Genomic DNA, 24,679 nt, shown 5'->3' on the forward strand with positions numbered 1-24,679 from the left:
GAGGTACTCAGAATGGGCGAGCCGATGAGTATATCAAAAATCAAGAATGAAATTGCTAAAACTTCTTCTGAAGAGGTTTTGAACTCCTATCTTGAAAAAATCAATAAAAGCAAAATGAACGGATACTCAACCGTTTATGATGAAGCGGTGGAGGAAGCAAGAGATATTGATAAAAATGGGCATAATGGCATCCTTGCTGGAGTACCTGTTGCTGTTAAAGATAATATCTCCACTGACGGAATACCAACAACTTGCTGTTCAAGGATTTTAGAAGGCTACACTCCACCTTATGATGCACATGTTGTTGAGCGTTTAAAAAGTGAAGGTGCTATTGTAATTGGAAAAACAAACATGGATGAATTTGCAATGGGTACTTCAACTGAAACCAGTTGCTACGGACCCACATTAAACCCCTGGGATACTGGAAAAGTGCCAGGAGGTTCATCAGGTGGGAGTGCTGCTGTAATAGCTGCTGATGAAGCACCTGTTTCTCTGGGTTCTGACACCGGAGGTTCAGTAAGATGTCCTGCTTCCTATTGTGGAGTTGTCGGACTGAAACCCACCTATGGTACAGTGTCAAGGTATGGACTGATATCATACGCCAATTCCCTTGAACAAATAGGACCACTGGCAAACAATGTCAGTGATGTTGCAATAATGATGGATGTCATCGGAGGACATGACACCCGTGACAGTACCTCTGTAAGCCAAAAAACAAATTATCAGAATGCATTGAAAGATGATGTAAATGGTTTGAAAATCGGTATCCCTGAGGAATATTTTGGTGAAGGTATATACCCTGAAGTTGAAGAATCGGTCTGGAACGCCATACATAAATTCGAAGATATGGGTGCTACATGGGAAAAGGTATCAATGCCCAATACCAGCTACGCACTTTCAGCTTACTATATTATAGCAATGAGTGAAGCATCATCCAACCTTGCAAGATTTGACGGTACTCGATATGGATATCGTGCGGATGGCGATAACTGGCATGTGATGGCGTCCAGAACCCGTGCACAAGGATTTGGAACAGAAGTCCAGCGCAGGATTCTGCTCGGTACCTATGCACTCTCTGCAGGATACTATGACAAATATTATCTCAAAGCTCTCAAAGTTCGCACGCTTGTAAAACAGGATTTTGAAAATGCATTATCCAATGTAGATGTTCTTATGACACCAACCATGCCCACAACAGCCTTTAAACTGGGTGAGAAGATAAAAGACCCCTTATCTTTATATCTTGCAGATGTTAATACAGTTCCTGTAAATCTTGCAGGTGTACCATCGATTTCAGTCCCATGCGGATTTTCAGATGGATTACCAATTGGACTTCAAATAATAGGTAAACATTTCAATGAATCTACAATTTTGCAAGCGGCGTATAGTTTCGAACAGAATACTGATTATAATGCCGGACGACCCGGGGAGGTGGAATAATGGCTGAGGAAAATCCTGACGGAGTTGTAATAGGTCTGGAAATCCATGTCCAGTTGAATAAACTAAACAGCAAAATGTTTTGTGCCTGCTCAACAGATTATCACAATTCTGAACCCAACAGCAATACATGTCCTGTCTGTCTCGGGCTTCCAGGTTCTCTTCCCGTAATCAATGAAAAAGCAGTGGAATCAGCCATGAAAGTGGGGTTAGCTTTAAACTGTGATATTGTTGAGCAGACCCAGTTCCACAGGAAGAACTATTTTTATCCCGACCTGCCGAAAGGATTCCAGATAACCCAATATGATTACCCGATAGCAAACGACGGTAAAATCGCCATAGAAAGTGATGAAGGCGAACATGTAGTCAGAATAAAACGTGCACACATGGAAGAAGATCCGGGTCGGATGATGCATATCGGCAATATTGAGAAATCAAAGGGCACACTTATTGATTACAATCGTTCAGGAATGGCACTTCTTGAAATTGTTACCGAGCCGGATATACGAAACCCAAAAGAAGCACGCAGGTTTCTGGACAAACTGAGAAATATTATCGAATATCTGGAAGTTTTTGACAGCAATCTTGAGGGTGCAATGAGAGTGGACGCAAATATCTCCCTTCAGGGTGGCTCACGGACAGAGGTAAAAAACATCTCGTCTCATAAAGGTGCAGAAAGAGCATTATTGTATGAAATAATGCGCCAGAAGAACATCATGCGTCGCGGCGGGGAAGTTATAATGGAAACCCGCCATTTTGATGAAGAAAAAGGATGTACAGTTGGACTTCGTTCAAAAGAAGCGGAACATGATTATCGGTATTTCCCTGAGCCTGATTTAACACCTATTAGGGTAGCAGATAGAGTACCTAAGGTTACCAAGACACTGCCCGAACTTCCTGATGCAAAAAGAGAGCGCTTCTTATCCCAATATGGAATGACAGAAATGCATGCAAAAGCACTGACATCTGATATACGGGTTTCTGAGTTCTTTGAAGAGATTGCAAAAGAAGTAGACCCAAAAACCTCCGCTTCTTGGGTTGCTGACGTTTTAAAAGGTGAATTGAACTACCGCGAACTTACAGTGGATGCCTTCAAAGTAGAGGACATGATAAGTATTATACAGATGGTAACCCAGGATAAAATAACAGAAAAAAGTGCAGTAGAGGTAATCAGGCAAATACTGGACTATGGCGGAAAACCTGACGAGATTGTCAGAGAAAATGGACTTCTTAAAGTAGAAGAAGATGTTGTCAGCAAAGCAGTTACTGAAACTATACAGGAAAATGAACAGGCAGTAAATGACTATTTTGCCGGTAAAGAAAAATCTCTGAACTATCTTGTAGGTCAGGTCATGAAAAAGACCCGTGGACGTGCAGATGCCAAAGAGGTCAGAGAGCTATTAGTGGATGAATTGAACAATTAAAGGTCAAAAAATGGGCTGTTTTTTCAGTCCAGAGACCTTTAATTTTTAATATCAAATATTAGTGGATTATACTTTGATATATATCATTTATAACTGTTATTTGTATTGCTTTATCAAGTAAAAGGGTAATAAATTTGGATTGTTGTTATTCGTTTGTAGCAAAGGTCAATTCTGGTTTTGAGGATGTATCAGCACAGGAAATAGAAACCCTGATAGGTAGAGAAGTGAATTAGGGTCGTGAAAAGATATTCTTTGATGGAAATTCTTCTGACGTTTATAAAATCAATCTGTTATCAAGGAGTATCCTCAAACTTTTGATATTTTGTGTAAGAGGTAGAATTCATAATTTTGACGACATTTATAACATATCAAAAGAAATAGATTATTCACAGTATATACCTGCTGGTAAAACTTTTGGTGTTACGGGTGCAAGGCACGGTGACCATGAATTTACAAGTATGGATGTTGCTGGTGAGATAGGTCAGGCTGTTATAGACAGTGTCAGCTACTAACCACTGAAGTGGTTAGCTTGTCCTTCCATCTCTTAACTTCGACAAGCAGAAGCTAAGCAGAGGACATCAGGAAGGCTGACAGCTCCCCTGTGCGCAATGTTCTTCGAAGCATTGTAGTCAGCGTTCTCTCTATGACCGCATCTCTTACACTTGAGGTTAGCCTGTTTCTGACGGTTATTTTTATCGATGTACCCGCATTCAGAACACTGCTGCGAGGTATACATCGGGTTAATGATTATAACAGGTACTCCTTCCAGTTTTGCTTTGTATAATATAAAATCGGTCAATTCAGAGAACGCCCATTTACCCAACCTACCTCTCTGCGCTTTAGTAACCGTAGCCTCCGGAAGAAAACCGTTGAGGTTTTCCAGTGCAATAGCCCGGGACGTGTCTTTAGCGCTTCTGACCAACTGTTTTGCAACCCGGTGGTTCAAGTCACGTTTGAACCGGCGTTCCTTTTTGGATAATTTTTTGAGGTGTTTCTTGGCGGACCACATTCCAGCTGACTGCAATCTCGATTTTAGACTGGTATATCGCTCTCGTATCTCATCTGCTTTTGTGCCTTTGTAAACTTCATTATCAGAAGTGGTTGCTATATTGACTACACCAAGGTCTACACCTAGGACATCATCGTTGTACCTAACTTCGTTTTCACCCACTTCCATCACAAGCATCAAGTAAAAGTTACCATCTTCATAAATCAGGTCTGCCTGACCTCGAATTTTATTTATGTCAAATAGTCGAAAATCACCGTAAGAAATACTAATCTTCTCACGACCATCCAGAGTAAGAATGGACACATTATTGTTATTTTTGAACGACAGTACCCCTCTGGTCGTAGACCACAGCACCTCTTCTATCGAATTTGTATATGGTTTTTCTGTCTTTGCTGTAGCTTTCAGCTACTTTACCGATTGCCCTGACAGTCAATTGAGCAGATAGACCGAATTCCTGCCTGATGTCATAATAAGTCAATTTCTGAATCCCGGTTTTACCGAATTTTTTGTTGTGCCATGCAGCTTCAGAAGCATAGTTGCAGGCCTCGTTGAACTTTTTCATGGTTGTCAATAGTTTAGCGCGTTGTTCTCTATCGGGATTCAGTTTGACTTTCAGAGTCAGGAGCATGATATCTATAAATTTGTAATACACATATAAACTAATTATGAAACAGAGATGTTACTGCTGGTCATTAATGGTTTATTTAATAGTTAGACGCATTCCTCACTCTTTAAACGAAGTTTAAACTGTTGGCTTCCTGCTTCATTTTTTCGTGAATCTTTGTTAGACCCTATGTGCGGTACAGGAACAATTCTGATAGAAGCAGCACTTTTGCACAATAATATATCACCGGCAAAACACAGAGATGATTTTGCTTTTAAAAACCTGAGTTTTTTTAATCGTCATGAATACCTTTCAGTTAAAAACGAATGCCTTGAAAATGAACAAAATAAATCTCTCATGTTGATGGGTTTTGATAATTCTCCTAATTCAATAGCAGAAGCAAAACAAAATTCCAGAAAAGCTGGAATATCCCACTTAACAACATTTGGTCTTTCAGATGTAGGAGATATTGAACCAGAAGAAAAACCCGAGTTTATTATATCCAATCCTCCATTTGGTTTAAGGTTAAAAGACCCTGATTCGGTCAGTAATATAGCTGTCAAATTCTGGAATAGAATATCAGAATTAGGTAATGTTTCTGTTATAATTATATCTGGCAACAAAGAATTTGAAAACAAAGCGCCCTGCAGTCCTCTATGGTACAGGGAAGTCTATATTGGAGGGCTGGTATGCAGAGTTCTTAAATATAGATTATGATTAATATTTTACTCTGGGGTTTTATGAAAATCGATGGAACTGAGTTTGGAAGCATAACAATTGATGGTAAAAAATACGGGCATGATGTAGTAATCTATCCTCAAAAAATTGAAAAAAGGATGAAAGAAATATCCAAAAATAAATATGGTTCAGGACATAAACTCTGTAAAGAAGAAATGCAGGAATATTTAAAAAATCTTGATAACATTGATACAGTAGTGGTTGGTAACGGTCAGAATGGTGTACTCCAGCTTCTTGATGAAACAGAGAAAATGCTTGAAGATAAAGGAGTAGAGGTCATAAACAGGAAAACACCTGAAGCGATAAATGATTTCAATCAAAAGATACAAACAAAAAATAAAGTACTTGGAATTTTTCATGTTACATGTTAATAGGAATAACTGATTGAGGTGATAATAATGGCTGGGAAAAAAGTACTGATGGTTATAGCACAGGAAAATTTTAGAGATGAGGAATTTTTTGAACCTAAAAAGGTTTTTGAAAACAACGGGGTAGATGTTACAGTTGCAAGTACTGATACAAAAACTGCGACTGGAATGCTGGGTGGAACTGCAAAACCCGATATAAAAATATCAGATGCAGACATGGATGATTATGATGCTATTGTTATTTCCGGAGGGTCGGGATCAAAAGAATATCTGTGGGACAATGAACAACTTCATGAGCTTGTAAACAAAGCCTATAAAGATGACAAAATCGTATCTGCAATCTGTGTATCTCCAGTAGTACTTGCAAAATCCGGAATACTGGAGGGCAAAAATGTAACAGTATTCGATGATCCCAACAGTATAAACGAGGTCAAAGAATGCGGAGCATGTTATGAAAACGAGGGAGTAGTTAATTGTGAAAACATCATTACCGGTAAAGGACCGGATTATGCAGAACAATTTGGAGAAGCGGTCTTGGATGCTTTGAGCTAAAAATGTAAATTTAAACTGTTCTATTTTCCTTTTTTACAGATATTGGATGATTACTTTATCTTTTGTAATGCTTTTTAACTTCTGAACAAAATCATCTGTTAAATCCTCGTTTATATCAGTAATAAATTCTACTACATCAAAATAATGTTCTTCATCTATTTTTCCGTACTGTTCAATCAAGGTTTTTGCGTCTTTTATGCATGAATAATCAAAACGAATTTTTAATCGAGTTCTGTTGCATATATTAGTAATTCCAGCATTCTCTATAGCTTCAATTGCAGTCTCTCTATAAGCCCGTGTAAGACCGCCAAATCCGAGCTTAATCCCTCCAAAATAACGTGAAACAACTACTACAGCATTCTGGATATTTTTAAGGTCCATAACTTTATAAACAGGTTTTCCTGAACTTCCAGCAGGTTCTCCGTCATCGTCATATTTAACAGTGAGTTCGTTACTGTTTTTTATTATATAAGCTGAAACATTATGGGCTGCGTCTTTATGACGGTTTTTAATTTTTTCAATAAATTTTCTGGCTTCTGTTTCTCCATTTACCGGTTCAGCATATCCCAGAAAGACAGAATTTTTTATAAAGAAAAAGAAAAACCCTGATGTATTTAGCATCGGGGTATGATAAATAGTCAAAAAAAGATAAGTATTTTGCTAAATGATTGTATAATGCATGTATCTAACCCAGAAGAATCATCTCCGTGCTGATAAGCAGACCTATGAAACTTTGAAGAGGTTGACCAAACTGTCCAAGAACCTGTACAATTTTACATTGTACAATATCAGGCAGTACTTCTTCAACTATGGCAAATATCTCAATAAGAATACCGCTTATCACACGGTCAAAGAGAACGAGAATTACAGATTACTACCATCACAGGTCGCCCAGAATACTGTGGAAACTGTGGATAGGAGTATGAAATCGTTCTTCAAACTTCTGGATAAGAAGAGAAAAGGAGAATATGAAAAACCCGTTTCTCTCCCGAACTATCTGGCTAAAGATGGTAACTTCATATGTACTTTCAAGAAGGATCAACTGAAGGTTATCGACGACAAAATCAGGCTATCATTGGGTACTGATTATTATAGAACTTATGGAACTAGATTTCTGTATTTCAAGATTCCTGACAATATAATAGGTCAATACATCAGTATGGTCAGGATTGTCCCGAAATACAAGGGTAGATGGTTCGAGATAGAGTATGTCTACCATGAAGACGGGGAGATTGCTGAACTGGATTATAACAGTCATCTATCGATAGACCTTGGTGTGGACAACTTTGCAACCTGCGTGACGACCAACGGGACTGCCTTCATATTAGACGGCAGGGGTATCAAATCTTATAACCGCTGGTGGAACAAGGAGAAGAGTAGGTTACAATCAGTCTATGATAAACAGGGTCTTGATGATGGACTAAAGATTAATCAATTCTCAAGGAAAAGATTCTGGAAAATCAATGATTTCATGAACCAGTGCGTTAATTATATCGTGAAACACTGTCTGGAAAATCGGATTGGCAATATAGTTATAGGAGAACTGAAAGAAATCAAACAGGAACAGAACACCGGGAAGCAGAATAATCAGAATTTCCAGACTATACCGTTTGCCAGATTTAAACAGAAACTGGCTTCTAAGTGTGAGTATCACGGTATAAAATACCATGAAGTAGATGAGGCTTATACCAGCAAAGTTGATGCACTGGCATTAGAACCCATCAGAAAACATAAGAAATATCTTGGTAGGAGATCGAAACGAGGCATCTTCCAGTCATCAACAGGTAGGCTGATCAATGCCGATATCAACGGAGCATTGAACATCTTAAGAAAGGTATTCGGTGATTCCCTTGCAGGGATAGCTGATAGTGGGGATGTGAACTCCCCTGGAAGAATAAAACTTTCCTGGTAACCTTCTTCCGAAGCCGCTGAGTCTTTAGCTCAGCGGTAGTTCACATCTTTACGGGATTCACCTGTATTTTTAAGTTTTTTACATTCAGCCAACGGTATCCCTTCTACCAAGTAATTTATTAATAATTATATTAATCTGTTGTCGGGTAGATAATTTGCCGATTATAAAAAGTTCAGAGATATTGATATATCAACTACAAAAATTGTACTGGATGGAAGCAGAATTTGAACAGCTTGCAATATGTGATGCCAGACTGGAGCTCATGGGTGAATATAAGGATGAACTGGACATACTTGAAAACAACTCCCAGCAAAACAGAAACCTGATTAAAAACTGGCTTAATATAACAAATACAGACCTTTCTCAATGCAAATTGTTCAATATTGATAAAAAATACGATTTCATAGGAATGGATGCTCCTCATGTTTTCAGAGTACTGTATAAATATGCAATTTACATAAAAACTGTTTATGATGACATAAACAACGTAAACAAGGATATAATATTAGCCATGCTGCCGAATGAAACCTATATTGATGATTTTTCATTTGATATTGATTCTATGCTCACCGGTCAAAAAGAATCAGTCGAGACATGTATGAACATCTGCGGCGGAGCTTCAACTGTATTTGGAATTTGACTATTTTATCACAGTATTAACGGCACTGTTCAGTTAAGACAATTTTTCACCTGATTTACAGTTCTAAATCGTTATTCTAAGAAATAATAAAAATCTAAAGTAGATTAATATGTTCCATTAACTGAACAGTACCGTATTAACAACAAAATAATATTTATATGATGAAAACTAAAACATTTATAACTTTAATTACCGTGTTTAAAAAAAATTAAACCACGGTAAAAAGCAATATAGTAAGGGATATTTATGAAAATTCGAGTAGTTAGTGCAAAAGATGAAATAGAAAATCTGGATGAAAGTGAGGAAATAGTGCATCTTGCGTTCAGACCATCCAACACCGACATATTTACTATTGTATCAAAATGTCCGAACCTTAAAGTATTGCACCTTCCAAGTTCCTATAAAAAAACATTATCTGAATCTGCAAAAATGTTTCTGGAAATGCAGGGTGTTGACCTTCTTGAAGGAGATGTCTGGGGACACAGAAAAGATATTAATGAATATTCTGAAGTTTCCAGAAACGTTTACAAAAAGATTGATGAATTAAAAGAAAAAGGAATAGATGAAGAGAAAATTGTGGAAAAGATGGAAAAAGAAACGAATTTGAGTTCGGATTTTGTAAAGTTCCTCGTCGGGCAAAAAGCCTGATTTTTCTTTTTTTTATCATATACTTATCTAATCTGTATTTTCATGGGTTTTTATTGATATCAATTGCGTTTATTATTTATACACTCTAACTTCAATAAACCACTTTATATGGAACCCATGATTTTAAATCTGATAATACTTATTACTGCTTTATTATCTCTTGTTAAAGGTTCAGATTATTTTGTTGAATATGCTTCCACAATAGCAAAACTACTTGGAGTATCAGAATTTGTTATAGGGTTGACTCTTGTATCTATAGGAACGTCCATACCAGAACTTGCTTCATCCATGGCAGCTGTGTTCCAGCAAGCAGAGGAAATAGTTATCGGTAATATAATCGGGTCAAATATTGCAAATATTGCACTTGTTGTAGGATTTGCAGTATTGTTTGCAAATATAAAAACCGACAGAAAAATACTGAAAAAAGACGGCTACATTATGCTTTTTGCAGTGATACTGTTTTTTGTATTTTCTTTGGATTACTATATCTCCCGGTTTGAAGCGATTATATTCCTTTTTTTATACCTATCGTATATATTCTATTCATGGGACCCTTACAGGTCTAATGATTCAGACAAAAAATCGTATATTGAAGAATTTCTACGATATTCTATCAAGTTCAAATATCTTAAAACCATCAAAAAGCGAATGAAACCTACAACATCAACTGATATAAATGATAGAAATAACAAAAAACTATTAAAACCTTTTGTGATACTATCTATCAGTGGTTTTGCAGTAATACTTGGAGCAAGATATTTTATCCAGCAGGCTGTTTATTTTGCCAATATTTTTAATATTTCTGACACAATTATAGGGATAAGTCTGGTAGCTCTGGGAACATCTCTACCGGAACTTATGGTCACAGCAACATCGGCTAAAAAAGGTTATGGATACCTGATACTTGGAAATGTTATTGGTTCTAACATTACAAACACTTTTCTAATACTGGGTTTATCTGGTCTGGTGGTACCACTTGGTATTGTAGGAACTGATTTATTTTTCATTATGCCTTTTATGATATTTCTCAGCGCAATCCTTTTGTTGTTTGTCTGGACTCAATGGGAATTAAAGCGGCCTGAAGGAGTATTTTTATTGTTGGTTTATATTTTGTTTATAACAACCTTGTTAACCCAGTATAATCCATCAGAGGTTATATACACATAAATGCACCAAATGGTTAGTTATGAAAATAGGAGTAGTTGTTCATGGTCCAGAGGTTGTAGATTCGGGGCAGTCTAAATTAATACTGGATATATTATCATCATTGTATGATAGTTTGAACGCTCAACTTGGAGGGTCAATGGGTAAAACAGCAGTCATTGATGCAGGTCTTGAAAATCTGATTGATATAACCGGGTGTTTGAAACCAAGCCAAAGTATTAGATATCTGGAAAAAATCGAAAATTGTGATATAGTATGTCTATTAACTCAATCTAAATCTGTTGATAATGGTCACATATTTGGAAACATGGTGATAGAAAAATTGGATAATCCCAAATTACCGGTTTTACAGATTGAAACACAGGGAAGCGGGGTAATAATTCCATGGACAAAAAATTCTACAAACCATGCAAAATCCCTATCTGATTTGTTGGGTTTAAAAATTTCAACTCCGATGAATATTGTTTCTGGTATTTATAAATGTGGTTCAACTATAAAAAGAGAGATTTCCGGTGTGTCGCCCGGAGAGTGTGTATTTTTAAACGGAATCATAATAGGCAGAGCTGAATCAAATAAAGTAACCATCGTTGCAGACAATGGTTTCATAAAATCAATTGAAGGCGGAACTATAAAGCAACATGGGGTCGAAAAACTTCATAAGTATGATAAAAGAGTGCCTGTAGATATAGAAAATGCATGGATAAAAACAGGTTTGTTAAGACGTAGCTGTAATTATTCTCCACAGGTTAAATATAATAGTACTGGAAGTAATAATGGTTTTAGAGTGGTTTTAATTGATCATGACGCTGATAACTGTTTTGACTTAGATTTTAAGGTAGATATGGCGGTTACAATAGGTGATGATACAACAATAGTAGCAGCAGATATATTTTATAGATTTGCAGTTCCTGTAATAGGTATTGTAGATGGTGACAGGGATGAGGAATATCAAAATATGTGTATTTATCCCGGCACATGTATATTAAAGTTAAAACCCGGATATGACGATATATTGGGTAAACGAATAGAAAATGAAATCTTTAGGGGGGATAAAATAGTTGATTTTGATACAATGGAATCTTTTAAAAGGGAAATAATATATTTAGGTAAAGAGATTATTGAATCTGTTATTCAATACTAACTCTGCAAATTTTAAGACAGATAAAAATCTAAAAGTTTAAATATAATAATGATCAACATAAATATTGTAGACGGGGGTTTACTAAAACTCTTAAATAAATATATTTGTACCTATACAATGGGGGTTTATTTATAAATGAAAGATTTTGAAGTGAATATATTAGATGAGAACGACTATAAGTTTATAGATACTTTGAAAAGCCTTGGAATGTCACGCAATGTAGCAACTGCACTGACATATTTGTCCAATGTTAAACGCGCATCATCACAGGAAATTGAAATGTGCACCGGTTTAAGGCAGCCGGAAGTAAGTATTGCCATGCGGACAATGCGTGATAACAACTGGATAAATATCTATAATAAAAAGACAGCAGGTAAGGGTAGACCAACCAAAATATATGAACTGACTACCCCTCTTGAGGACATTATCAAATATTACGAACAAAAAATACTGAAAAAGAATCAGGAGGCTTTGTCAGCAACTAATAAACTAAAAAGTATGTGTTCAAAGATGTAAAACATCTTCACATACCATTTTTTGGTTTACCCACCTGATGTTATTTTTAAAACTTGGATTTTTCCGGATTCGATCACTCCATCAATTGGAGTGGCGTTTCCATCATTTAAAACAATAACTGATTCTTCATTAATGTCAAGTTTTTTGAGTAAATCTTCATATGTCGCTCCTTTTTCAATATTTACAGATTGTTCTGAATTATCATCAGGAACGATTTTAACATCAACTGTGATATCATTCTTCCTGTTCATGTCCATACTCATACTCGTATTCAGATTCGGTAAGTGGCTCACCACCCTCTTCTTCTACCTTTTCAAAGGAATCAATATTTTCATTAATTAGTTTCTCTTCCAACTCTTCTTCCTTTTTTGAACCTTTACGCTCATAATGTCTTTTGTTATATTTTGACATTCAAAGCCACCTCAATTTATACTTTGTTTGTGATGGTTATTAATCTTTTGTAATTTTGACTATATATTATCAGCAGAATTTTAGATTTAAGATTGGTATACATACAAGTTAAAATTAAGATTTAAGTTATATACCAATTTATAGAAACATTTTTATATACTTTTTCAATGACAGCATAAACTAAATGCATCAGCCTTTTGTAATACAGTCGTAGTCTATATTTGCATGTATCATTTCTGGAACTTCACCCCAGAAACCCATATGTTCTCCCTGAATGACAACTGCACCTTTTATACCGGGAATATTTTCAACCACACCGAATGAATTTTCGACAAATTCCCTCCCCACATCAGTAACAGCGTTGCCCAGTTCAGTAGCAGCAGAATCTGCAAGAGATACATTGTCAGAAAATACAATTGCTGCATCAGCCATTCCAAAACTTATAGATGGACCAACTGTCCCAGAGGAAGTACATACACCGGTAATTGTATTTCTGGGTTCCATTTTGAATGCAAGGTTCTTGAAGGCAGATGAACCAGCATATATTCCTATGGTTGCAGGTCTATTGTTAATAAGTGCAATATCCCCTCCATTATCTACAATTGCAAAATTTTCTCCTGCATCTTTCATGGCTTCAACGGCAAGGGATGCAATAGTACCGGCAACTGCACTCATGGGACCAATACCCATTGTTTTACTGGCACTGATAAGTCTCTGGACAATTTCAGGAGTTTTTTCTTTATGATCATAAGATTCAAGGGTTGTGTTAAAATATGGGTCTGATTCGATATATCGCTCCAGTTTGGAACGGTGTAGTTTTATAGTATCTTTTGCGATTTCTATACTTGAAGAATAATCCGCAATAATGGTTACAATGGTTTCTTTTAGTTGAAACTTCTCTCGATACGGCATTTTTATTGTTCCATTAAATTTTGAATACTTAAAGCACCATGTGGACAGGTTTTAATACATGTACCACACTGGATGCAGTTTTCAGGTTCCATGTTCACATTCCAATTTTCATCAATCTTGAATACGTTTTTGGGACATATAGACACACAGGCACCGCAGTCAACACATTCATCGTCATCTCGGTTTACAGGAGAATCCAGCTGTATAACTTTTGCACCTTTGGATATTAAGGAGTCTCTAAAATTTTCAAAATCGTTTTGTGGGACATCTGCCACGATTTCTCCGTGACTTGAATCAAAATGTGCCTGAGAGATATTTAATAAAGTTCCAGTTTCAAGTATAGATTCTGCAACAATTGGTTTATCGATTCTGTCGGTTGAAACATTGATTTTTATTTTCATTTAATACCTCTTTACTCACTTGCAAGTAATTTGCTTATATCATTGCTTGTAATAATGCCCACAACACGTCTTTCATTATCTACTACAGGTAAAGCGGATACCTCTTTTTGGTCAATATGGTGAGCGGCAATATCTATGGTTTCCTCTGTTGTAGCTGTAACCACATCCCTTGTCATGAAATCCTTTACAATATGATATTTTTCCTGTGCAACCGCTTTTGATATATCCCATGCAGTAACAATACCAACCAGTTTGGAATCTTCTGATACCACAGGAAGATGGTCGAAAGTACTCTCCATTATCTTTTTTGCAGCCTCATGGAAAGAACTGTCCTGCTGGATGGTAACAACATTTCGAGCCATTATTTCTCTAACAAGTGGTTTTTTCATGGTCTGTTTCATTGGTTTGAATACACCCTTGTTGGGCAGTCTATGTACAGGTTCGGTAACAAAGAACTCACCGTTTTTAATCTGGTCTTTACAATCTTCAGCAATCAGCCTTGCAGTTTTAAAACTTGAAAGCGGTGATGTAGGAACTTCTCTACCGTTTAGGTCTACATAACCGGATTTTAGTTCTGCATAGGTCACTTCTCTCAGTTTGGGACGGTCTCTACTCTGTACTCCATAATCCAGTATATTTGTAACGATATCTTCGTCTCTGACGGCTGTATTTTCAGCAATTCTTTCGTTCAGAACCGGTATAGGCACTCCTATACCCATGTACAATGAAGTTCCATAACCGTAAAAACTTGCACCGCGAACATAATCAGGGTTCATATCCTTAAGATTGCCCTGTACCATCAGAGTGCCGAAGTTAACTTCCGGGTTGTGCTGGGACCCTTCTCCAACAACATAACCCTGTGCACCGCCTATAAAAATCCGTGTACCGGTTCCAATTGTTTCATAGTTCGGGTCATTCGATAACGGAGAAAGGACACCAGAACCTGAATAGGTAATATTTCCATGGTTTGGAAGTAATGTACTCATATAGGTATGTAATGTGCGGTTTGTGCTGTTTGTAGCTACATTGTATTTCTGGAACCCATTTCGGGGGTTGACCATAGTGGTCTGATTTAGATCGTTGATATTTAATGTAGTATCCAGTATTTTTAAAGGATAACAATCGGTACCATAGGATTTTGCATGCACATCTATTGATTTTCCACTTATGAGGTCTTCAATAACATGGGCCCCCCCATATTCCATGCCGGCAGTTTCAGACAATTGAGTGGAGCCTATATACGCATCAACAGCTGCAAGCCCTGCATAAGCCTCTACATCGTTTAGCCAGATTTTCTGGAATTTGATGGGTGGTTCTGCATGACCAAAATTTAAAAACGCACCAGACGAGCACATGGCTCCAAATGTTCCAGTAGTAACAACATCCACCTCTTGTGCAGCACCTTCTGTACCGAGTTCTGATACGATATCTACCATTTCTTCGGCAGTAACAACATTAACACTGCCGTCTTTGATTTTATTGTTGATTTCTTCAATTGACTTTTCAACCATGAAGCTACCTCTGTTATAATACGATAATTCGTGACACTGTGTTTTTAGAATAACTGATATGGTTAATTATATAGAACTACTTATAAAAACAAAGTCAAACCAATTAAAAGTTATGTATTTTAATTAACTCAAGCGAGGGTTTTATAATTTTTTATTATTATATTTAATCCACACCCAACCGACAACAGGTGGGACCCAGCAAAGATTTGCAGCGATAGTTTCAAGCGCAGTATAGATTTGGTTGGTAGGGCTGAATCCAATGATACGTGCTAATAGCAATCCTAACGGAACGATTATTATAACAATAAGGCTTGATACCATAACTGGATGATGTATGTATCTTTTTATGCCTTTAAGCCATGAATATTCAGACCTTTTCAGATAATATAATCCGGAAATGTTTGCACCTATCTGATCGCTTAAAGCGTAAAAATAGGGTATATAAAAACCTTCTACGCCATAGATATTAACACCTGCAAGGTGACTAAAAAGGTCGATTATCCATGGAATACTCATTCCTGAAAGTTTACCCCATCCATACGCTTCTGAAATAGAACCCAAAGCCCCGCTTAACCTCTGTTTAATTGAATATATACCTTCAAAGATGCTTTCTCCTTCACCGGAAAATGTACGAACCAGCCAATGACCCAGTGGATTTTGTTGGTAACCATAATAATCCAGTAAACTTGCCATTACAATGCCTATAAGATAACCGGGTATTGTGTATTTGATTAATTCTGAAAATTCATTTTCGTAACCTTTCTCAGGTCTATTCTCCATATTTAACTGATTTTAATAACATCTTGATTAAATTTTTTACTGTGGTAGTTTTGTTAATCCATAAATTTATTAATTCTTGAATGTCTTTATTGAAACTCTGTAAAGGTGATCTTTTGACAAGGGTACTGGCAACTGGAACATTTGACCTTCTTCATCCGGGACATCTGCACTATTTAAGTGAAGCCCGTAAACTCGGTAATGAATTATATGTAATCGTTGCAAGAGAATCCATGATAAAACATAAACCTAAACCTGTTATTCCTGAAAATCAGCGTGTAACAATGGTAAATTCGTTAGATGTAGTGGATAAAGCAGTGCTTGGAAGTGAAACCAATATATATGAACCGATAAAGAATATAAAACCAGATGTCATAACAATCGGCTATGACCAGAAATTCAGCAGTGATTCAATCGAGAAAAATCTGGAAGAACTGGGAATTAATGCGAAGGTGGTTCGCATTAATAAATTAAGTGATTGTTCGCTGTGTAGCAGCGGAAAAATTATCGATAGAATACTTGAACGTTATTGCTAATTATTCAAGCACAGATTTTATACGCTCAAGACCTTCCTGTATTCTATCCTGAGATGTTGCATAGGATATTCTTATAAAGTTTTTACCACTTGGACCAAATGCTGATCCAGGTGTTACTGCAACATGAGCTTCTTTTAATAATTCTTCAGCCACTTCATCTCCGGTACCAAATTCACTGACATCAGCGAACGCGTAAAAAGCTCCTTGTGGTCGATTACATTTAATTCCCAGTGAATTCAGGCCATCAACCAGTACATCTCTTCGTGCTCTAAATTCGTTTACCATCTCATAAACAGGCTCCTGTGGTCCATTAAGGGCGGCATAGCCCCCGTGCTGTACAAAAGTTGTTGCACTACTTACAGAATGGGATTGGATTTTGAGCAAATTATTGAATATATCAGGATGTGCGCAGGCATATCCAAGCCTCCAGCCAGTCATGGCATATGATTTGGAAAAACCATTTACTGTTATGGTACGATCCTGCATGCCGTCCATCGAACCGATGCTGATATGTTCTCTGTCATAGATGATTTTTTCATAGATTTCATCTGAAAGTACAAACAAATCATGGTCGATTGCAATGTCTGCAATATTTTCAAGCACATCCTTTTCATATACGCTTCCTGTCGGATTACATGGGCTGTTTACAACAATCATTTTGGTTTTGTCGGTTACGTATTCAGAAATGTCATAGGGTTTGAAATCATTGTCTGGATTAGTTGGAGCCCATACAGGATGTGCTCCTGCCATTTTTATACAGGGTTCATATGAAACCCATGCAGGGTCAAACAAAATAGCCTCATCGTCTTGGTCGAGGACAGACATCATTATTTCAAAAATAGCCTGTTTGGCTCCGGGAGTAACCAAAATATTGGATTCATCTGCATTCAGTTTATTCTCATTTTGTAATTTTTCAGCAATAGCAGATTTTAACTGGGGGATTCCTGCAGACGGTGCATAATGAGTTTCACCATTATACATAGCATTTGCTGCAGAATCGCAGATGTGTCTGGGAGTATCAAAATCAGGTTCTCCCAGACTAAAACTTATAACATCGATATTTTTTTTGCGTAACTGATTTGCAAGGTTTGCGATTCTTATCGTTTCAGACTCTTTTACACGTTCTACCCTTGAAGATGCCATCAAAAACTCAAAACGCAGTCTTATATTTAACTTTAATTATTTTATAGGCGCTGTACAAGTTTTACTGCAGACTCTACAGCTCTTTTAGAATAATCCAACCTTTCGTGTGCTTCCATACGGGTCATACCTGGACCCGCTATCCCGAGAGTTACCGGTTTATTGTATTCCAGGGACAAATCGGTTATTTTTCTTGAAGCATGCTGTACAACGATTTCGTCATGTTCAGTAGACCCTTCTATAACTGCACCGATTGTTACTACAGCATCGATATCATCCTGTTCACAGAATTTTTTAATTGCAAGGGGCATATCATAAACCCCGGGAACAAGGATTTTATTTTTAACCTCTGCCCCGAGAAATTCTGCGTGTTCTTTTCCCAAAAGTTCCATCTGATAGGTAAGGTCTCTGTTGAATTCAGCAATAACAAATCCCAGATTAATACTCATATATAATCTCCATTTTTATTTTATTACATACCTAAAGGTCCTACATCTTCAAAACCCTGTCGTTGTCCTGTACCTGCTTCTTTTATGAGTTTTTTAGGTTTATACAGGAGTTTGACAACGTTTACCGCATGTTCACGTGCACGGTTTTCCATAAGTTGTGCCAGTTCTTTTTCATTTGCCGCTTCATCCTCGTGTACAAACACTTCAATTATGTGTTTGTTTGTCATAAGCTGTGCCTGAATTAAACCCTGGGATGCCTGGTTGGCACACATTTTATCTTTTTCAGCAGAACCAGGCATACCAAGAGCTATAACAATGTCACATCCCTGCTCCTCAAGGAGTTTCTTGGATGCTACTGGTAGGTCTTTAATTCCCGGTACAGTAATTCTTACAGTTCTTGCGGATGCGTTTTTATTGATTTCATCAAGTGCAACACTTCCCATGTCAAAGCGTGCAAATGTTGTATCTACAATCCCTATGGTAGCCATATTATCTTATTATAAAGAGTCCAAAATATCGTTTGCAGCATTAATACCTGCACCTACCTCAGATATTATACCTCTTTTGTGGAGTATGGTTTCAAGTTCCTGAATTGTAATAAGTATATCTCTATGTGTCAGATTGCCCATATTACCGATTCTGAATATTTTGTCCTTAAGTCTTTCCTGTCCGCCAACAATAACAATACCTCTCTTCAGCATATCTTTTTTAATGTCTTCACCACTGACACCTTCAGGAGCGCTCATAGCAGAGACAGTATTTGAATACTGAGTATTTTCATCCAGTGTTGGATACATTTCCAGACCTATTGCATCCATAGCGTTGCGAACTGCTTTTGAGTACGTTCTATGACGGTTGATTCTATTATCTATGCCTTCCTCATTCACAATATGCAGAGATTCCTGTAGTCCATAGAACAGCGGTACTGCAGGTGTGTAAGGTGTCTGTGTTTTATCTTTATCAAGGCTTTCTTTATAGGCTTCAAGGTCGAGATAATACGGTTTATTATCTACATTCTCCATTGCTTCATATGCTCTATCGCTTATGGAAACCATGGACATACCTGGAGGAGCACCTATACATTTCTGAGAACCGGCAATTGCAATGTCAACTCCCCAGTCATCAACTTTGACCTCGTCTCCTCCGATGGACGTTATGCCATCCATTATAAATAGAGCATCATATTTTTTGGCAAGTTTGCCGACTTCTTTAGCCGGATTCAATACACCTGCAGAAGTTTCGTTATGTACCATTGCAACAGAATTTGCACCTTCAGCAAGTAAATTTTCTACTTTATCCAAATCTATGGGTTCTCCCCATTCGGATTCAACAGGTAATGCGTTCCCATACCTATCTGCTATTAATTTGAACCTTTCACCGAACTTACCATTCTCGATTGTAATGACATTATCATTGTTGTTGGTTGTGCATCCGATGGCGGCTTCCATTCCCGCACTGCCAGAGCCGCTTATAACAGAAATATCATTTTGAGTATTGAATACATCTTTTAGAATATTACAGCAATCATCATAAATTTCTGCGAATTCGTCACCTCTGTGATTTATCATTGGTTTTGACATAGCTCTTAATATTCTTGGTGCAACTGGTACTGGACCAGGCATCATTATTAACTTGTCTTCAAAATTCATGTTATTCTCCTTTTAATTTCTGTTATGTATTGGCTCTATAATGGATTTACCTAATATATAATTGTAGCCAAATTTATCGGTTTTAATAAAAAATTTAACTATGTAATAATTTCATCAGGTCATGTTTTGTGATCATTCCAGTATATTTACCGTTATCCATTATCAAAACAGCCGAGAATTGTTCAAACATGTTAAAAACAGCGTTTATAAAAGTTTCAGGAGATATTACTGGAAGTGGACTCATCATAACATCACGGATTCTCATATCTGGAACAGCGTTTATCTTGTTATCAGTCATAACTTTTAAAATCATGTCTTCAGATACGCTTCCAACACAAGACCAATCCTCTAAAACAGGAACCTGTGAATAACCATGTTTTTCCATGATATTAACTGCATCATTAATTGTTTTGTCAGGTGAAATATACACTACATCAGTATGCATTATATTTTTAGCTAACAGATCTTTGTTTTCAGCTTTTTGGAAAGCATCATAGATTTTTTTGACTGTGGACAAACGAGGGTCAACATCATTTGCCTCAATACGTGCAATTAGTGGTTGACTTACACCTGTCATTTTAGCCAGTTCATTCTGAGTAAATCCAAGCTCATTTCTTTTTCTTTTAAGATTCTCTGCTGTGGGGAATATCATATGGATTACATTTGGTAATAGCCGTATTTAAGTAATTGGTTTTTGGAATCAGATAAAAGGAAATGAAACATCCTTTTTAATGAGGATGTTTAAATTGTTGTTTAGACATATACATTTTCTATTTCTTCTGCTTTTTTAGTTCTCAGTTTGCCCTTTATACGTTCATAGTATTTTACAACTTCAGATGTTACAGAAGGTCCTATTTCCTCTATGGCTTTCAGGAAGTGACTCTGTTTAACGTTTTCTGCCATTATATTTTCTCTTAATGCAAACCTTCCTGCTTTTTTACATATTGCGGCAATATCCGCTCCAGTGTATCCTTCGGTCCGTGCAACCAATTCATCAATACTGACATCATCTGCCAGTTCCATTTCACTTGTATGTACTTCAAGAATTTTTAGACGTGCTTCTTTATCTGGTACAGGTACCATTATAAGTTCATCAAATCTTCCTGGTCGCAATAGAGCAGGGTCTACAATATCCGGTCTATTGGTTGCACCTATAACCACAACACCTCTTAATTCCTCAAGCCCATCAAGTTCTGAAAGGAGCTGGTTTACAACACGTTCTGTTACCTGTGGTTCACCTACTGTAGACCCGCGTACAGGTGCAATAGCATCCAGTTCATCAAGGAATATTACAGTAGGTGCTACCTGTCTTGCACGTGAAAAAACTTCTGCGATACGTTTTTCTGATTCACCATACCATTTGGACAATAAATCACTACCTTTAGCAGCGATAAAGTTTGCATCGGATTCATTGGCAACAGCTTTGGCAAGCATGGTTTTACCGGTACCGGGTGGTCCATACAGCATAACACCTTTTGGCGCTTCAACGCCTAGGCGTCTGAAGGCTTCTGCATTTTTCAGAGGCCATTCTACCGCTTCACTAAGTAATTCTTTAACTTCCTCAAGTCCGCCAACATCATCCCATGTAACATTTGGTATTTCAATCATGATTTCACGCATGGCGGATGGACTGACATCTTTCAGTGCGTTATCAAAATCCATTTTGGTGACCTGAAGCTGGTCAAGTACGTCTTTTGGAATTACCGGTTCATCAAGGTCTATTTCAGGCAATATCCTTCGAAGAACACCCATTGCAGCTTCACGAGCCAATGAAGCAATATCAGCACCGACAAATCCATATGTGATTTCTGCCAGTTTATTAAGGTCAACATCTTCTGCAAGTGGCATTCCTCTTGTGTGAATCTGCAGAATTTCCATCCTTCCTTCAGTATCAGGAACGTGAAGTTCTATTTCTCTATCAAATCGTCCAGGTCTTCTCAAAGCGATGTCGAGAGCTTCAGGTCTGTTAGTAGCTCCGATTAGTATCACATTTTTGCGTTCTTTCAGCCCATCCATTAATGAGAGTAACTGTGCAACTACCCGGCGTTCCACTTCACCGGTTACTTCTGCTCGTTTTGGAGCAATTGAATCAAGTTCGTCAAGGAATATGATAGCCGGGGTGTTTTTCTCGGCTTCATCAAAAACTTCACGTATACGTTGTTCTGATTCACCATAGAATTTTGACATTATTTCTGGTCCATTTATAGATATAAAATAGGCATCGGATTCATTAGCAACAGCTCTTGCAAGCAGTGTTTTCCCGGTTCCTGGAGGTCCTTGAAGCAGTACACCTTTAGGAGCTTCAATACCCAGACTATCAAATAGTTCGGGGTGTTTGAGTGGAAGTTCTATCATTTCTCTGATTTTCACAATAGCTGGTTTGATACCACCTAGGTCTTCATACATGACACTTGGTATGTCTTTCTCAGGAAGTACTTCTACTGATTCTGGTAGTAATTCAACTTCTGTTGAATCAGTGATTTTTACAATTCCAGAAGGAGAGGTGGATACAATCTGTATTTTAACTTCACCAAGACCAAAAGATGATGAAAACATATCCTGGAAGAAATCTTCATACATCATACCCTTGCCATAGGTATCTTTTGGTTTCCTAACGTTAGTTGTTGATATGAAATCTCCTTTTGAAACAGTTCGGTTTTTAAAAATAGACCGTAGTATTTCTGCAGGGGCGTGGATACGGACGCCCTTTGTAACAGGGGCAAGTGTTACATGTTTTGCTTCTTTCCACTCTGCTTTTTTTACTGTTATGTTGTCGCTTATACTTGTTTTGGAATTTGTGCGTATAAGCCCATCCATACGGATTATATCCTTGCTACTATCAGCTGGAAATTCACGTCGAACTATTGCAGAGGTAGTACGTCTTCCTCTAAGTTCTACAACGTCATATTCTCTAACACCTATTTTATCTCTTGAAGCCTTGTCAATGCGAACCACTCCTTTACCCACATCATTCTGGTTAGCTTCAGCAACTTTTAATTTGATAGATTTTACATTAGAGCTTTTATCCATTGAATCTCCCCTTCTTTAAATATATACGGTTGAAACATTAAAAATGCAATAACCTTGATATATAGCAGAGTAATAATACAATAATTATTTACTCATTGATTTTTAAACCTTTGGTTTAAGGTTAGCACTAATACAATTAGTTAAACATGGACAAGCTGTAATATAGATGGTATATCACAAAAAATGATAATTAATGGGGCTTTGCAGGAATAAGTAATGTATGACAGTAATGATACTTTGGTAAATGTTTTTTAATTTTCTGCTTTTGTTTTGCAGCAAATATTATTGTAAAAAAGAGAAAGTGGTATAATAACCACTGGATAAATTTAGAATACCAGTCCCAGGTCTTCCAGTTTCTTCTTAGCACCATCGTAGACATTTACGTATTCATCAATAGGTGTGATGGTGGAAATGTCATAGCACTCCTGGAAGGTCTTGTCTTCTGGCAGGTTACCGAAATCGTTCTCGTACATACCAACAAGCTTGTCAAGTATCTTGTTGACCTCGTTGATATCCATACCAGCAGTAGCTCTTGCAGTTTCACCCATCATTCGAGCTTCCATACCGGTAGTCTTGTCCTGACCGACACCCTTTGCAGAAGCGACACCGGACAGTATTTCACGGCCTGATGCGGTATCAGTCATGGATTGAGCAGCAGCTTCCAGCAGACACATCTCAGTGCATGGGCCTGCACATGGATAGTACTGGTTACCAAGTATCATGTCGGTGTGCTCTTTAATAGTAGCAGAAGTCCATCCTGCAATCTTGAGGGCTTCCCTTGTGTTAGTTGAACCCCATCTGATGTGTACAGGACCATCAAGATGCCATGTAGCATTGTTCATCAGGAAAGCATTGATTGTAGTAGCAACATCTACGATGGCAGTTTCTTCGATACCGCCAGCATATCCACCGAAAATAGGCATCTGTTCATCCATTATGACATCGCTGTTTGCCTGGTAGTGTGCAACAACAGCGATAGCATCCAGATCGATTTTCAGTTCATTAAGCTGTGAGACCTCATGGCTGTCTGCAGGGTTAAGTCCGCCGACAGCATCAGCAGAGATGTTACCTGGAGCAGACAGTGAGGTCTCGGGTCCCTACAGACCCATACCGGGTCTACCGCACATGGCGCATGCTTCTTTAATCAACCTGGATTCACTTTTGGCTGCCAGTACTTCGTATGGGCTTCCTGGTACCGGTGATTTGCCACGGATAGATGTCATGACACCGTTTACGATAAGGTCACATTCTCTTTCCATCGCATAGCTCATGTGCACGGGAACAAAAACATCTTCGGATACAGGTGCACCGGTAGGACCGCCCTGAATAAGTGGTTTTCTTTTGTCTCCAACTTCCCTTTTACGTACAGTAACAGCATCTCTGCCTGTACCGAGAGTGAATTCTTTATCAACGTTGTTGATAGCGTCCCATATCTCGTCTTCAGTGTATTTTACAATTCTTTTAGTGTCGGTACAGTAAATACCACACTCAAGCAGCATCTCAAAACCAGCGTTGAACAGGTTTTCCATCATGTCCTTATCGGTAGGAACGAATTCGTCACCGAAATCAAGGCCATATTTTTGTTTGAGTTCACCTGCTTTCATCGGTATGGTCATCAGGTCCCAGTCGTCCTGTGTGGTTTTTTCACCTGTTTTTGCTCTGTCGTAGAAATCGTATACAGTAAATGATTTTTTGAATGCCATGTTTTAC

Annotated in this window: 26 protein-coding genes and 2 pseudogenes; 13 read left to right on the forward strand and 15 right to left on the reverse strand. The window is 37.6% G+C overall.

Going from position 1 to position 24,679, the window contains the following annotated elements; genetic code table 11:
• The first annotated feature begins 12 nt into the window (after positions 1–12).
• The 3 genes from gatA to METEV_RS05160 all read left to right on the forward strand — a co-directional run bounded on the left by gatA (position 13) and on the right by METEV_RS05160 (position 3,373).
• Positions 13–1,440, forward strand: coding sequence for an Asp-tRNA(Asn)/Glu-tRNA(Gln) amidotransferase subunit GatA (gene gatA, locus METEV_RS05150; RefSeq protein WP_013194497.1), 1,428 nt, complete (start codon positions 13–15; stop codon positions 1,438–1,440).
• Complete coding sequence (gene gatB / locus METEV_RS05155; protein WP_013194498.1) at positions 1,440–2,861, forward strand: Asp-tRNA(Asn)/Glu-tRNA(Gln) amidotransferase subunit GatB; 1,422 nt, start codon at positions 1,440–1,442, stop codon at positions 2,859–2,861. Before gatA ends, gatB begins: the two co-directional genes overlap by 1 nt.
• Positions 2,862–3,175: 314 nt before the next feature.
• On the forward strand, positions 3,176–3,373 hold the full coding sequence (locus METEV_RS05160) for a THUMP domain-containing protein (RefSeq protein ID WP_049890982.1): 198 nt from the start codon (positions 3,176–3,178) through the stop codon (positions 3,371–3,373).
• A 32-nt stretch (positions 3,374–3,405) separates the two neighbouring features.
• Here METEV_RS05160 and METEV_RS05165 read toward each other — a convergent pair.
• A pseudogene (locus METEV_RS05165) lies at positions 3,406–4,498 on the reverse strand (RNA-guided endonuclease InsQ/TnpB family protein).
• A gap of 153 nt (positions 4,499–4,651) precedes the next feature.
• Between METEV_RS05165 and METEV_RS05170 the strand changes: the two are divergent.
• Genes METEV_RS05170 through METEV_RS05180 form a run of 3 tightly spaced genes read left to right on the forward strand, consistent with a single transcriptional unit; the run spans position 4,652 to position 6,132 of the window.
• Positions 4,652–5,191 carry a methyltransferase gene (locus METEV_RS05170; protein ID WP_157197287.1) on the forward strand — a complete coding sequence of 180 codons (540 nt, stop codon included), beginning with the start codon at positions 4,652–4,654 and terminating at the stop codon, positions 5,189–5,191.
• A gap of 23 nt (positions 5,192–5,214) precedes the next feature.
• On the forward strand, positions 5,215–5,583 hold the full coding sequence (locus METEV_RS05175) for an Mth938-like domain-containing protein (protein WP_049891268.1): 369 nt from the start codon (positions 5,215–5,217) through the stop codon (positions 5,581–5,583).
• 27 nt (positions 5,584–5,610) lie between these two features.
• Complete coding sequence (locus tag METEV_RS05180; protein ID WP_013194500.1) at positions 5,611–6,132, forward strand: DJ-1/PfpI/YhbO family deglycase/protease; 522 nt, start codon at positions 5,611–5,613, stop codon at positions 6,130–6,132.
• Between the two features lie 33 nt (positions 6,133–6,165).
• Here METEV_RS05180 and METEV_RS05185 read toward each other — a convergent pair whose 3' ends face one another.
• On the reverse strand, positions 6,166–6,753 hold the full coding sequence (locus METEV_RS05185; protein WP_013194501.1) for an IMPACT family protein: 588 nt from the start codon (positions 6,751–6,753) through the stop codon (positions 6,166–6,168).
• 58 nt (positions 6,754–6,811) lie between these two features.
• On the opposite strand from METEV_RS05185, the gene METEV_RS05190 reads away from it, so the two are divergent.
• The 6 genes from METEV_RS05190 to METEV_RS05215 all read left to right on the forward strand — a co-directional run bounded on the left by METEV_RS05190 (position 6,812) and on the right by METEV_RS05215 (position 12,153).
• The gene (locus METEV_RS05190) at positions 6,812–8,044 is read left to right on the forward strand and encodes an RNA-guided endonuclease InsQ/TnpB family protein (RefSeq protein ID WP_013194502.1); all 1,233 of its coding nucleotides are present in this window, start codon (positions 6,812–6,814) and stop codon (positions 8,042–8,044) included.
• 154 nt (positions 8,045–8,198) lie between these two features.
• Positions 8,199–8,684, forward strand: a complete 486-nt coding sequence (locus tag METEV_RS05195; RefSeq protein WP_157197288.1) for a hypothetical protein — start codon at positions 8,199–8,201, stop codon at positions 8,682–8,684.
• A gap of 246 nt (positions 8,685–8,930) precedes the next feature.
• Positions 8,931–9,332, forward strand: coding sequence for a DUF1699 family protein (locus METEV_RS05200; RefSeq protein WP_013194504.1), 402 nt, complete (start codon positions 8,931–8,933; stop codon positions 9,330–9,332).
• 108 nt (positions 9,333–9,440) lie between these two features.
• On the forward strand, positions 9,441–10,499 hold the full coding sequence (locus METEV_RS05205) for a calcium/sodium antiporter (RefSeq protein ID WP_013194505.1): 1,059 nt from the start codon (positions 9,441–9,443) through the stop codon (positions 10,497–10,499).
• Positions 10,500–10,518: 19 nt separating this feature from the next.
• Positions 10,519–11,637, forward strand: coding sequence for a DUF2117 family protein (locus tag METEV_RS05210; RefSeq protein ID WP_013194506.1), 1,119 nt, complete (start codon positions 10,519–10,521; stop codon positions 11,635–11,637).
• A gap of 135 nt (positions 11,638–11,772) precedes the next feature.
• Entirely contained in the window at positions 11,773–12,153 is a 381-nt protein-coding gene (locus METEV_RS05215) for a hypothetical protein (RefSeq protein WP_013194507.1), read from the forward strand.
• Positions 12,154–12,179: 26 nt separating this feature from the next.
• Here METEV_RS05215 and METEV_RS05220 read toward each other — a convergent pair whose 3' ends face one another.
• From METEV_RS05220 to METEV_RS05240, 6 genes are all read right to left on the reverse strand, one after another.
• The gene (locus METEV_RS05220; protein ID WP_083810113.1) at positions 12,180–12,404 is read right to left on the reverse strand and encodes a MoaD/ThiS family protein; all 225 of its coding nucleotides are present in this window, start codon (positions 12,402–12,404) and stop codon (positions 12,180–12,182) included.
• Positions 12,388–12,564: a hypothetical protein gene (locus METEV_RS12525; RefSeq protein ID WP_013194509.1), complete on the reverse strand. Its 177-nt coding sequence runs from the start codon at positions 12,562–12,564 to the stop codon at positions 12,388–12,390. Before METEV_RS12525 ends, METEV_RS05220 begins: the two co-directional genes overlap by 17 nt.
• A 189-nt stretch (positions 12,565–12,753) precedes the next feature.
• On the reverse strand, positions 12,754–13,476 hold the full coding sequence (locus tag METEV_RS05225) for a UPF0280 family protein (RefSeq protein ID WP_013194510.1): 723 nt from the start codon (positions 13,474–13,476) through the stop codon (positions 12,754–12,756).
• A gap of 2 nt (positions 13,477–13,478) precedes the next feature.
• Positions 13,479–13,877, reverse strand: coding sequence for a DUF362 domain-containing protein (locus METEV_RS05230; protein ID WP_013194511.1), 399 nt, complete (start codon positions 13,875–13,877; stop codon positions 13,479–13,481).
• A gap of 11 nt (positions 13,878–13,888) precedes the next feature.
• The gene (locus METEV_RS05235; RefSeq protein ID WP_013194512.1) at positions 13,889–15,388 is read right to left on the reverse strand and encodes a homocysteine biosynthesis protein; all 1,500 of its coding nucleotides are present in this window, start codon (positions 15,386–15,388) and stop codon (positions 13,889–13,891) included.
• Between the two features lie 141 nt (positions 15,389–15,529).
• Positions 15,530–16,168, reverse strand: coding sequence for a hypothetical protein (locus METEV_RS05240; protein ID WP_013194513.1), 639 nt, complete (start codon positions 16,166–16,168; stop codon positions 15,530–15,532).
• A gap of 80 nt (positions 16,169–16,248) precedes the next feature.
• Between METEV_RS05240 and METEV_RS05245 the strand changes: the two genes are divergently transcribed.
• Positions 16,249–16,701 (forward strand): adenylyltransferase/cytidyltransferase family protein, encoded by a 453-nt coding sequence (locus METEV_RS05245; protein WP_013194514.1) that lies wholly within the window; start codon positions 16,249–16,251, stop codon positions 16,699–16,701.
• Here the strand turns inward: METEV_RS05245 and METEV_RS05250 are convergent, their stop codons facing one another.
• From METEV_RS05250 to METEV_RS12000, 7 genes and pseudogenes are all read right to left on the reverse strand, one after another.
• Positions 16,702–17,844: a pyridoxal phosphate-dependent aminotransferase gene (locus tag METEV_RS05250; protein WP_013194515.1), complete on the reverse strand. Its 1,143-nt coding sequence runs from the start codon at positions 17,842–17,844 to the stop codon at positions 16,702–16,704. It abuts the gene before it with no gap.
• A gap of 41 nt (positions 17,845–17,885) precedes the next feature.
• A complete protein-coding gene (ribH, locus tag METEV_RS05255) occupies positions 17,886–18,290 on the reverse strand; it encodes a 6,7-dimethyl-8-ribityllumazine synthase (protein WP_013194516.1) in 405 nt (134 codons plus the stop codon).
• A gap of 23 nt (positions 18,291–18,313) precedes the next feature.
• Complete coding sequence (gene ribC, locus METEV_RS05260; RefSeq protein WP_013194517.1) at positions 18,314–18,778, reverse strand: riboflavin synthase; 465 nt, start codon at positions 18,776–18,778, stop codon at positions 18,314–18,316.
• Positions 18,779–18,787: 9 nt separating this feature from the next.
• The gene (locus METEV_RS05265; protein WP_013194518.1) at positions 18,788–19,939 is read right to left on the reverse strand and encodes a pyridoxal-phosphate-dependent aminotransferase family protein; all 1,152 of its coding nucleotides are present in this window, start codon (positions 19,937–19,939) and stop codon (positions 18,788–18,790) included.
• A gap of 94 nt (positions 19,940–20,033) precedes the next feature.
• The gene (locus METEV_RS05270; RefSeq protein ID WP_013194519.1) at positions 20,034–20,591 is read right to left on the reverse strand and encodes a CBS domain-containing protein; all 558 of its coding nucleotides are present in this window, start codon (positions 20,589–20,591) and stop codon (positions 20,034–20,036) included.
• Positions 20,592–20,692: 101 nt separating this feature from the next.
• The gene (locus METEV_RS05275; protein ID WP_013194520.1) at positions 20,693–22,969 is read right to left on the reverse strand and encodes a CDC48 family AAA ATPase; all 2,277 of its coding nucleotides are present in this window, start codon (positions 22,967–22,969) and stop codon (positions 20,693–20,695) included.
• A gap of 326 nt (positions 22,970–23,295) precedes the next feature.
• Positions 23,296–24,672: pseudogene (locus tag METEV_RS12000) on the reverse strand (monomethylamine:corrinoid methyltransferase).
• Positions 24,673–24,679: the final 7 nt, after the last annotated feature.

The sequence above is a fragment of the Methanohalobium evestigatum Z-7303 genome (genome assembly GCF_000196655.1).
Taxonomy (GTDB): Archaea; Halobacteriota; Methanosarcinia; order Methanosarcinales; family Methanosarcinaceae; genus Methanohalobium; species Methanohalobium evestigatum.

Coding starts and splice junctions, on each gene's coding strand:
- gatA (WP_013194497.1), top strand. CDS start 13: ATGGGCGAGCCGATGAGTATATCAAAAATCAAGAATGAAATTGCTAAA.
- gatB (WP_013194498.1), top strand. CDS start 1,440: ATGGCTGAGGAAAATCCTGACGGAGTTGTAATAGGTCTGGAAATCCAT.
- METEV_RS05175 (WP_049891268.1), top strand. CDS start 5,215: ATGAAAATCGATGGAACTGAGTTTGGAAGCATAACAATTGATGGTAAA.
- METEV_RS05180 (WP_013194500.1), top strand. CDS start 5,611: ATGGCTGGGAAAAAAGTACTGATGGTTATAGCACAGGAAAATTTTAGA.
- METEV_RS05185 (WP_013194501.1), bottom strand. CDS start 6,753: ATGCTAAATACATCAGGGTTTTTCTTTTTCTTTATAAAAAATTCTGTC.
- METEV_RS05190 (WP_013194502.1), top strand. CDS start 6,812: ATGTATCTAACCCAGAAGAATCATCTCCGTGCTGATAAGCAGACCTAT.
- METEV_RS05200 (WP_013194504.1), top strand. CDS start 8,931: ATGAAAATTCGAGTAGTTAGTGCAAAAGATGAAATAGAAAATCTGGAT.
- METEV_RS05205 (WP_013194505.1), top strand. CDS start 9,441: ATGGAACCCATGATTTTAAATCTGATAATACTTATTACTGCTTTATTA.
- METEV_RS05210 (WP_013194506.1), top strand. CDS start 10,519: ATGAAAATAGGAGTAGTTGTTCATGGTCCAGAGGTTGTAGATTCGGGG.
- METEV_RS05215 (WP_013194507.1), top strand. CDS start 11,773: ATGAAAGATTTTGAAGTGAATATATTAGATGAGAACGACTATAAGTTT.
- METEV_RS05220 (WP_083810113.1), bottom strand. CDS start 12,404: ATGAACAGGAAGAATGATATCACAGTTGATGTTAAAATCGTTCCTGAT.
- METEV_RS12525 (WP_013194509.1), bottom strand. CDS start 12,564: ATGTCAAAATATAACAAAAGACATTATGAGCGTAAAGGTTCAAAAAAG.
- METEV_RS05225 (WP_013194510.1), bottom strand. CDS start 13,476: ATGCCGTATCGAGAGAAGTTTCAACTAAAAGAAACCATTGTAACCATT.
- METEV_RS05230 (WP_013194511.1), bottom strand. CDS start 13,877: ATGAAAATAAAAATCAATGTTTCAACCGACAGAATCGATAAACCAATT.
- METEV_RS05235 (WP_013194512.1), bottom strand. CDS start 15,388: ATGGTTGAAAAGTCAATTGAAGAAATCAACAATAAAATCAAAGACGGC.
- METEV_RS05240 (WP_013194513.1), bottom strand. CDS start 16,168: ATGGAGAATAGACCTGAGAAAGGTTACGAAAATGAATTTTCAGAATTA.
- METEV_RS05245 (WP_013194514.1), top strand. CDS start 16,249: ATGTCTTTATTGAAACTCTGTAAAGGTGATCTTTTGACAAGGGTACTG.
- METEV_RS05250 (WP_013194515.1), bottom strand. CDS start 17,844: ATGGCATCTTCAAGGGTAGAACGTGTAAAAGAGTCTGAAACGATAAGA.
- ribH (WP_013194516.1), bottom strand. CDS start 18,290: ATGAGTATTAATCTGGGATTTGTTATTGCTGAATTCAACAGAGACCTT.
- ribC (WP_013194517.1), bottom strand. CDS start 18,778: ATGGCTACCATAGGGATTGTAGATACAACATTTGCACGCTTTGACATG.
- METEV_RS05265 (WP_013194518.1), bottom strand. CDS start 19,939: ATGAATTTTGAAGACAAGTTAATAATGATGCCTGGTCCAGTACCAGTT.
- METEV_RS05270 (WP_013194519.1), bottom strand. CDS start 20,591: ATGATATTCCCCACAGCAGAGAATCTTAAAAGAAAAAGAAATGAGCTT.
- METEV_RS05275 (WP_013194520.1), bottom strand. CDS start 22,969: ATGGATAAAAGCTCTAATGTAAAATCTATCAAATTAAAAGTTGCTGAA.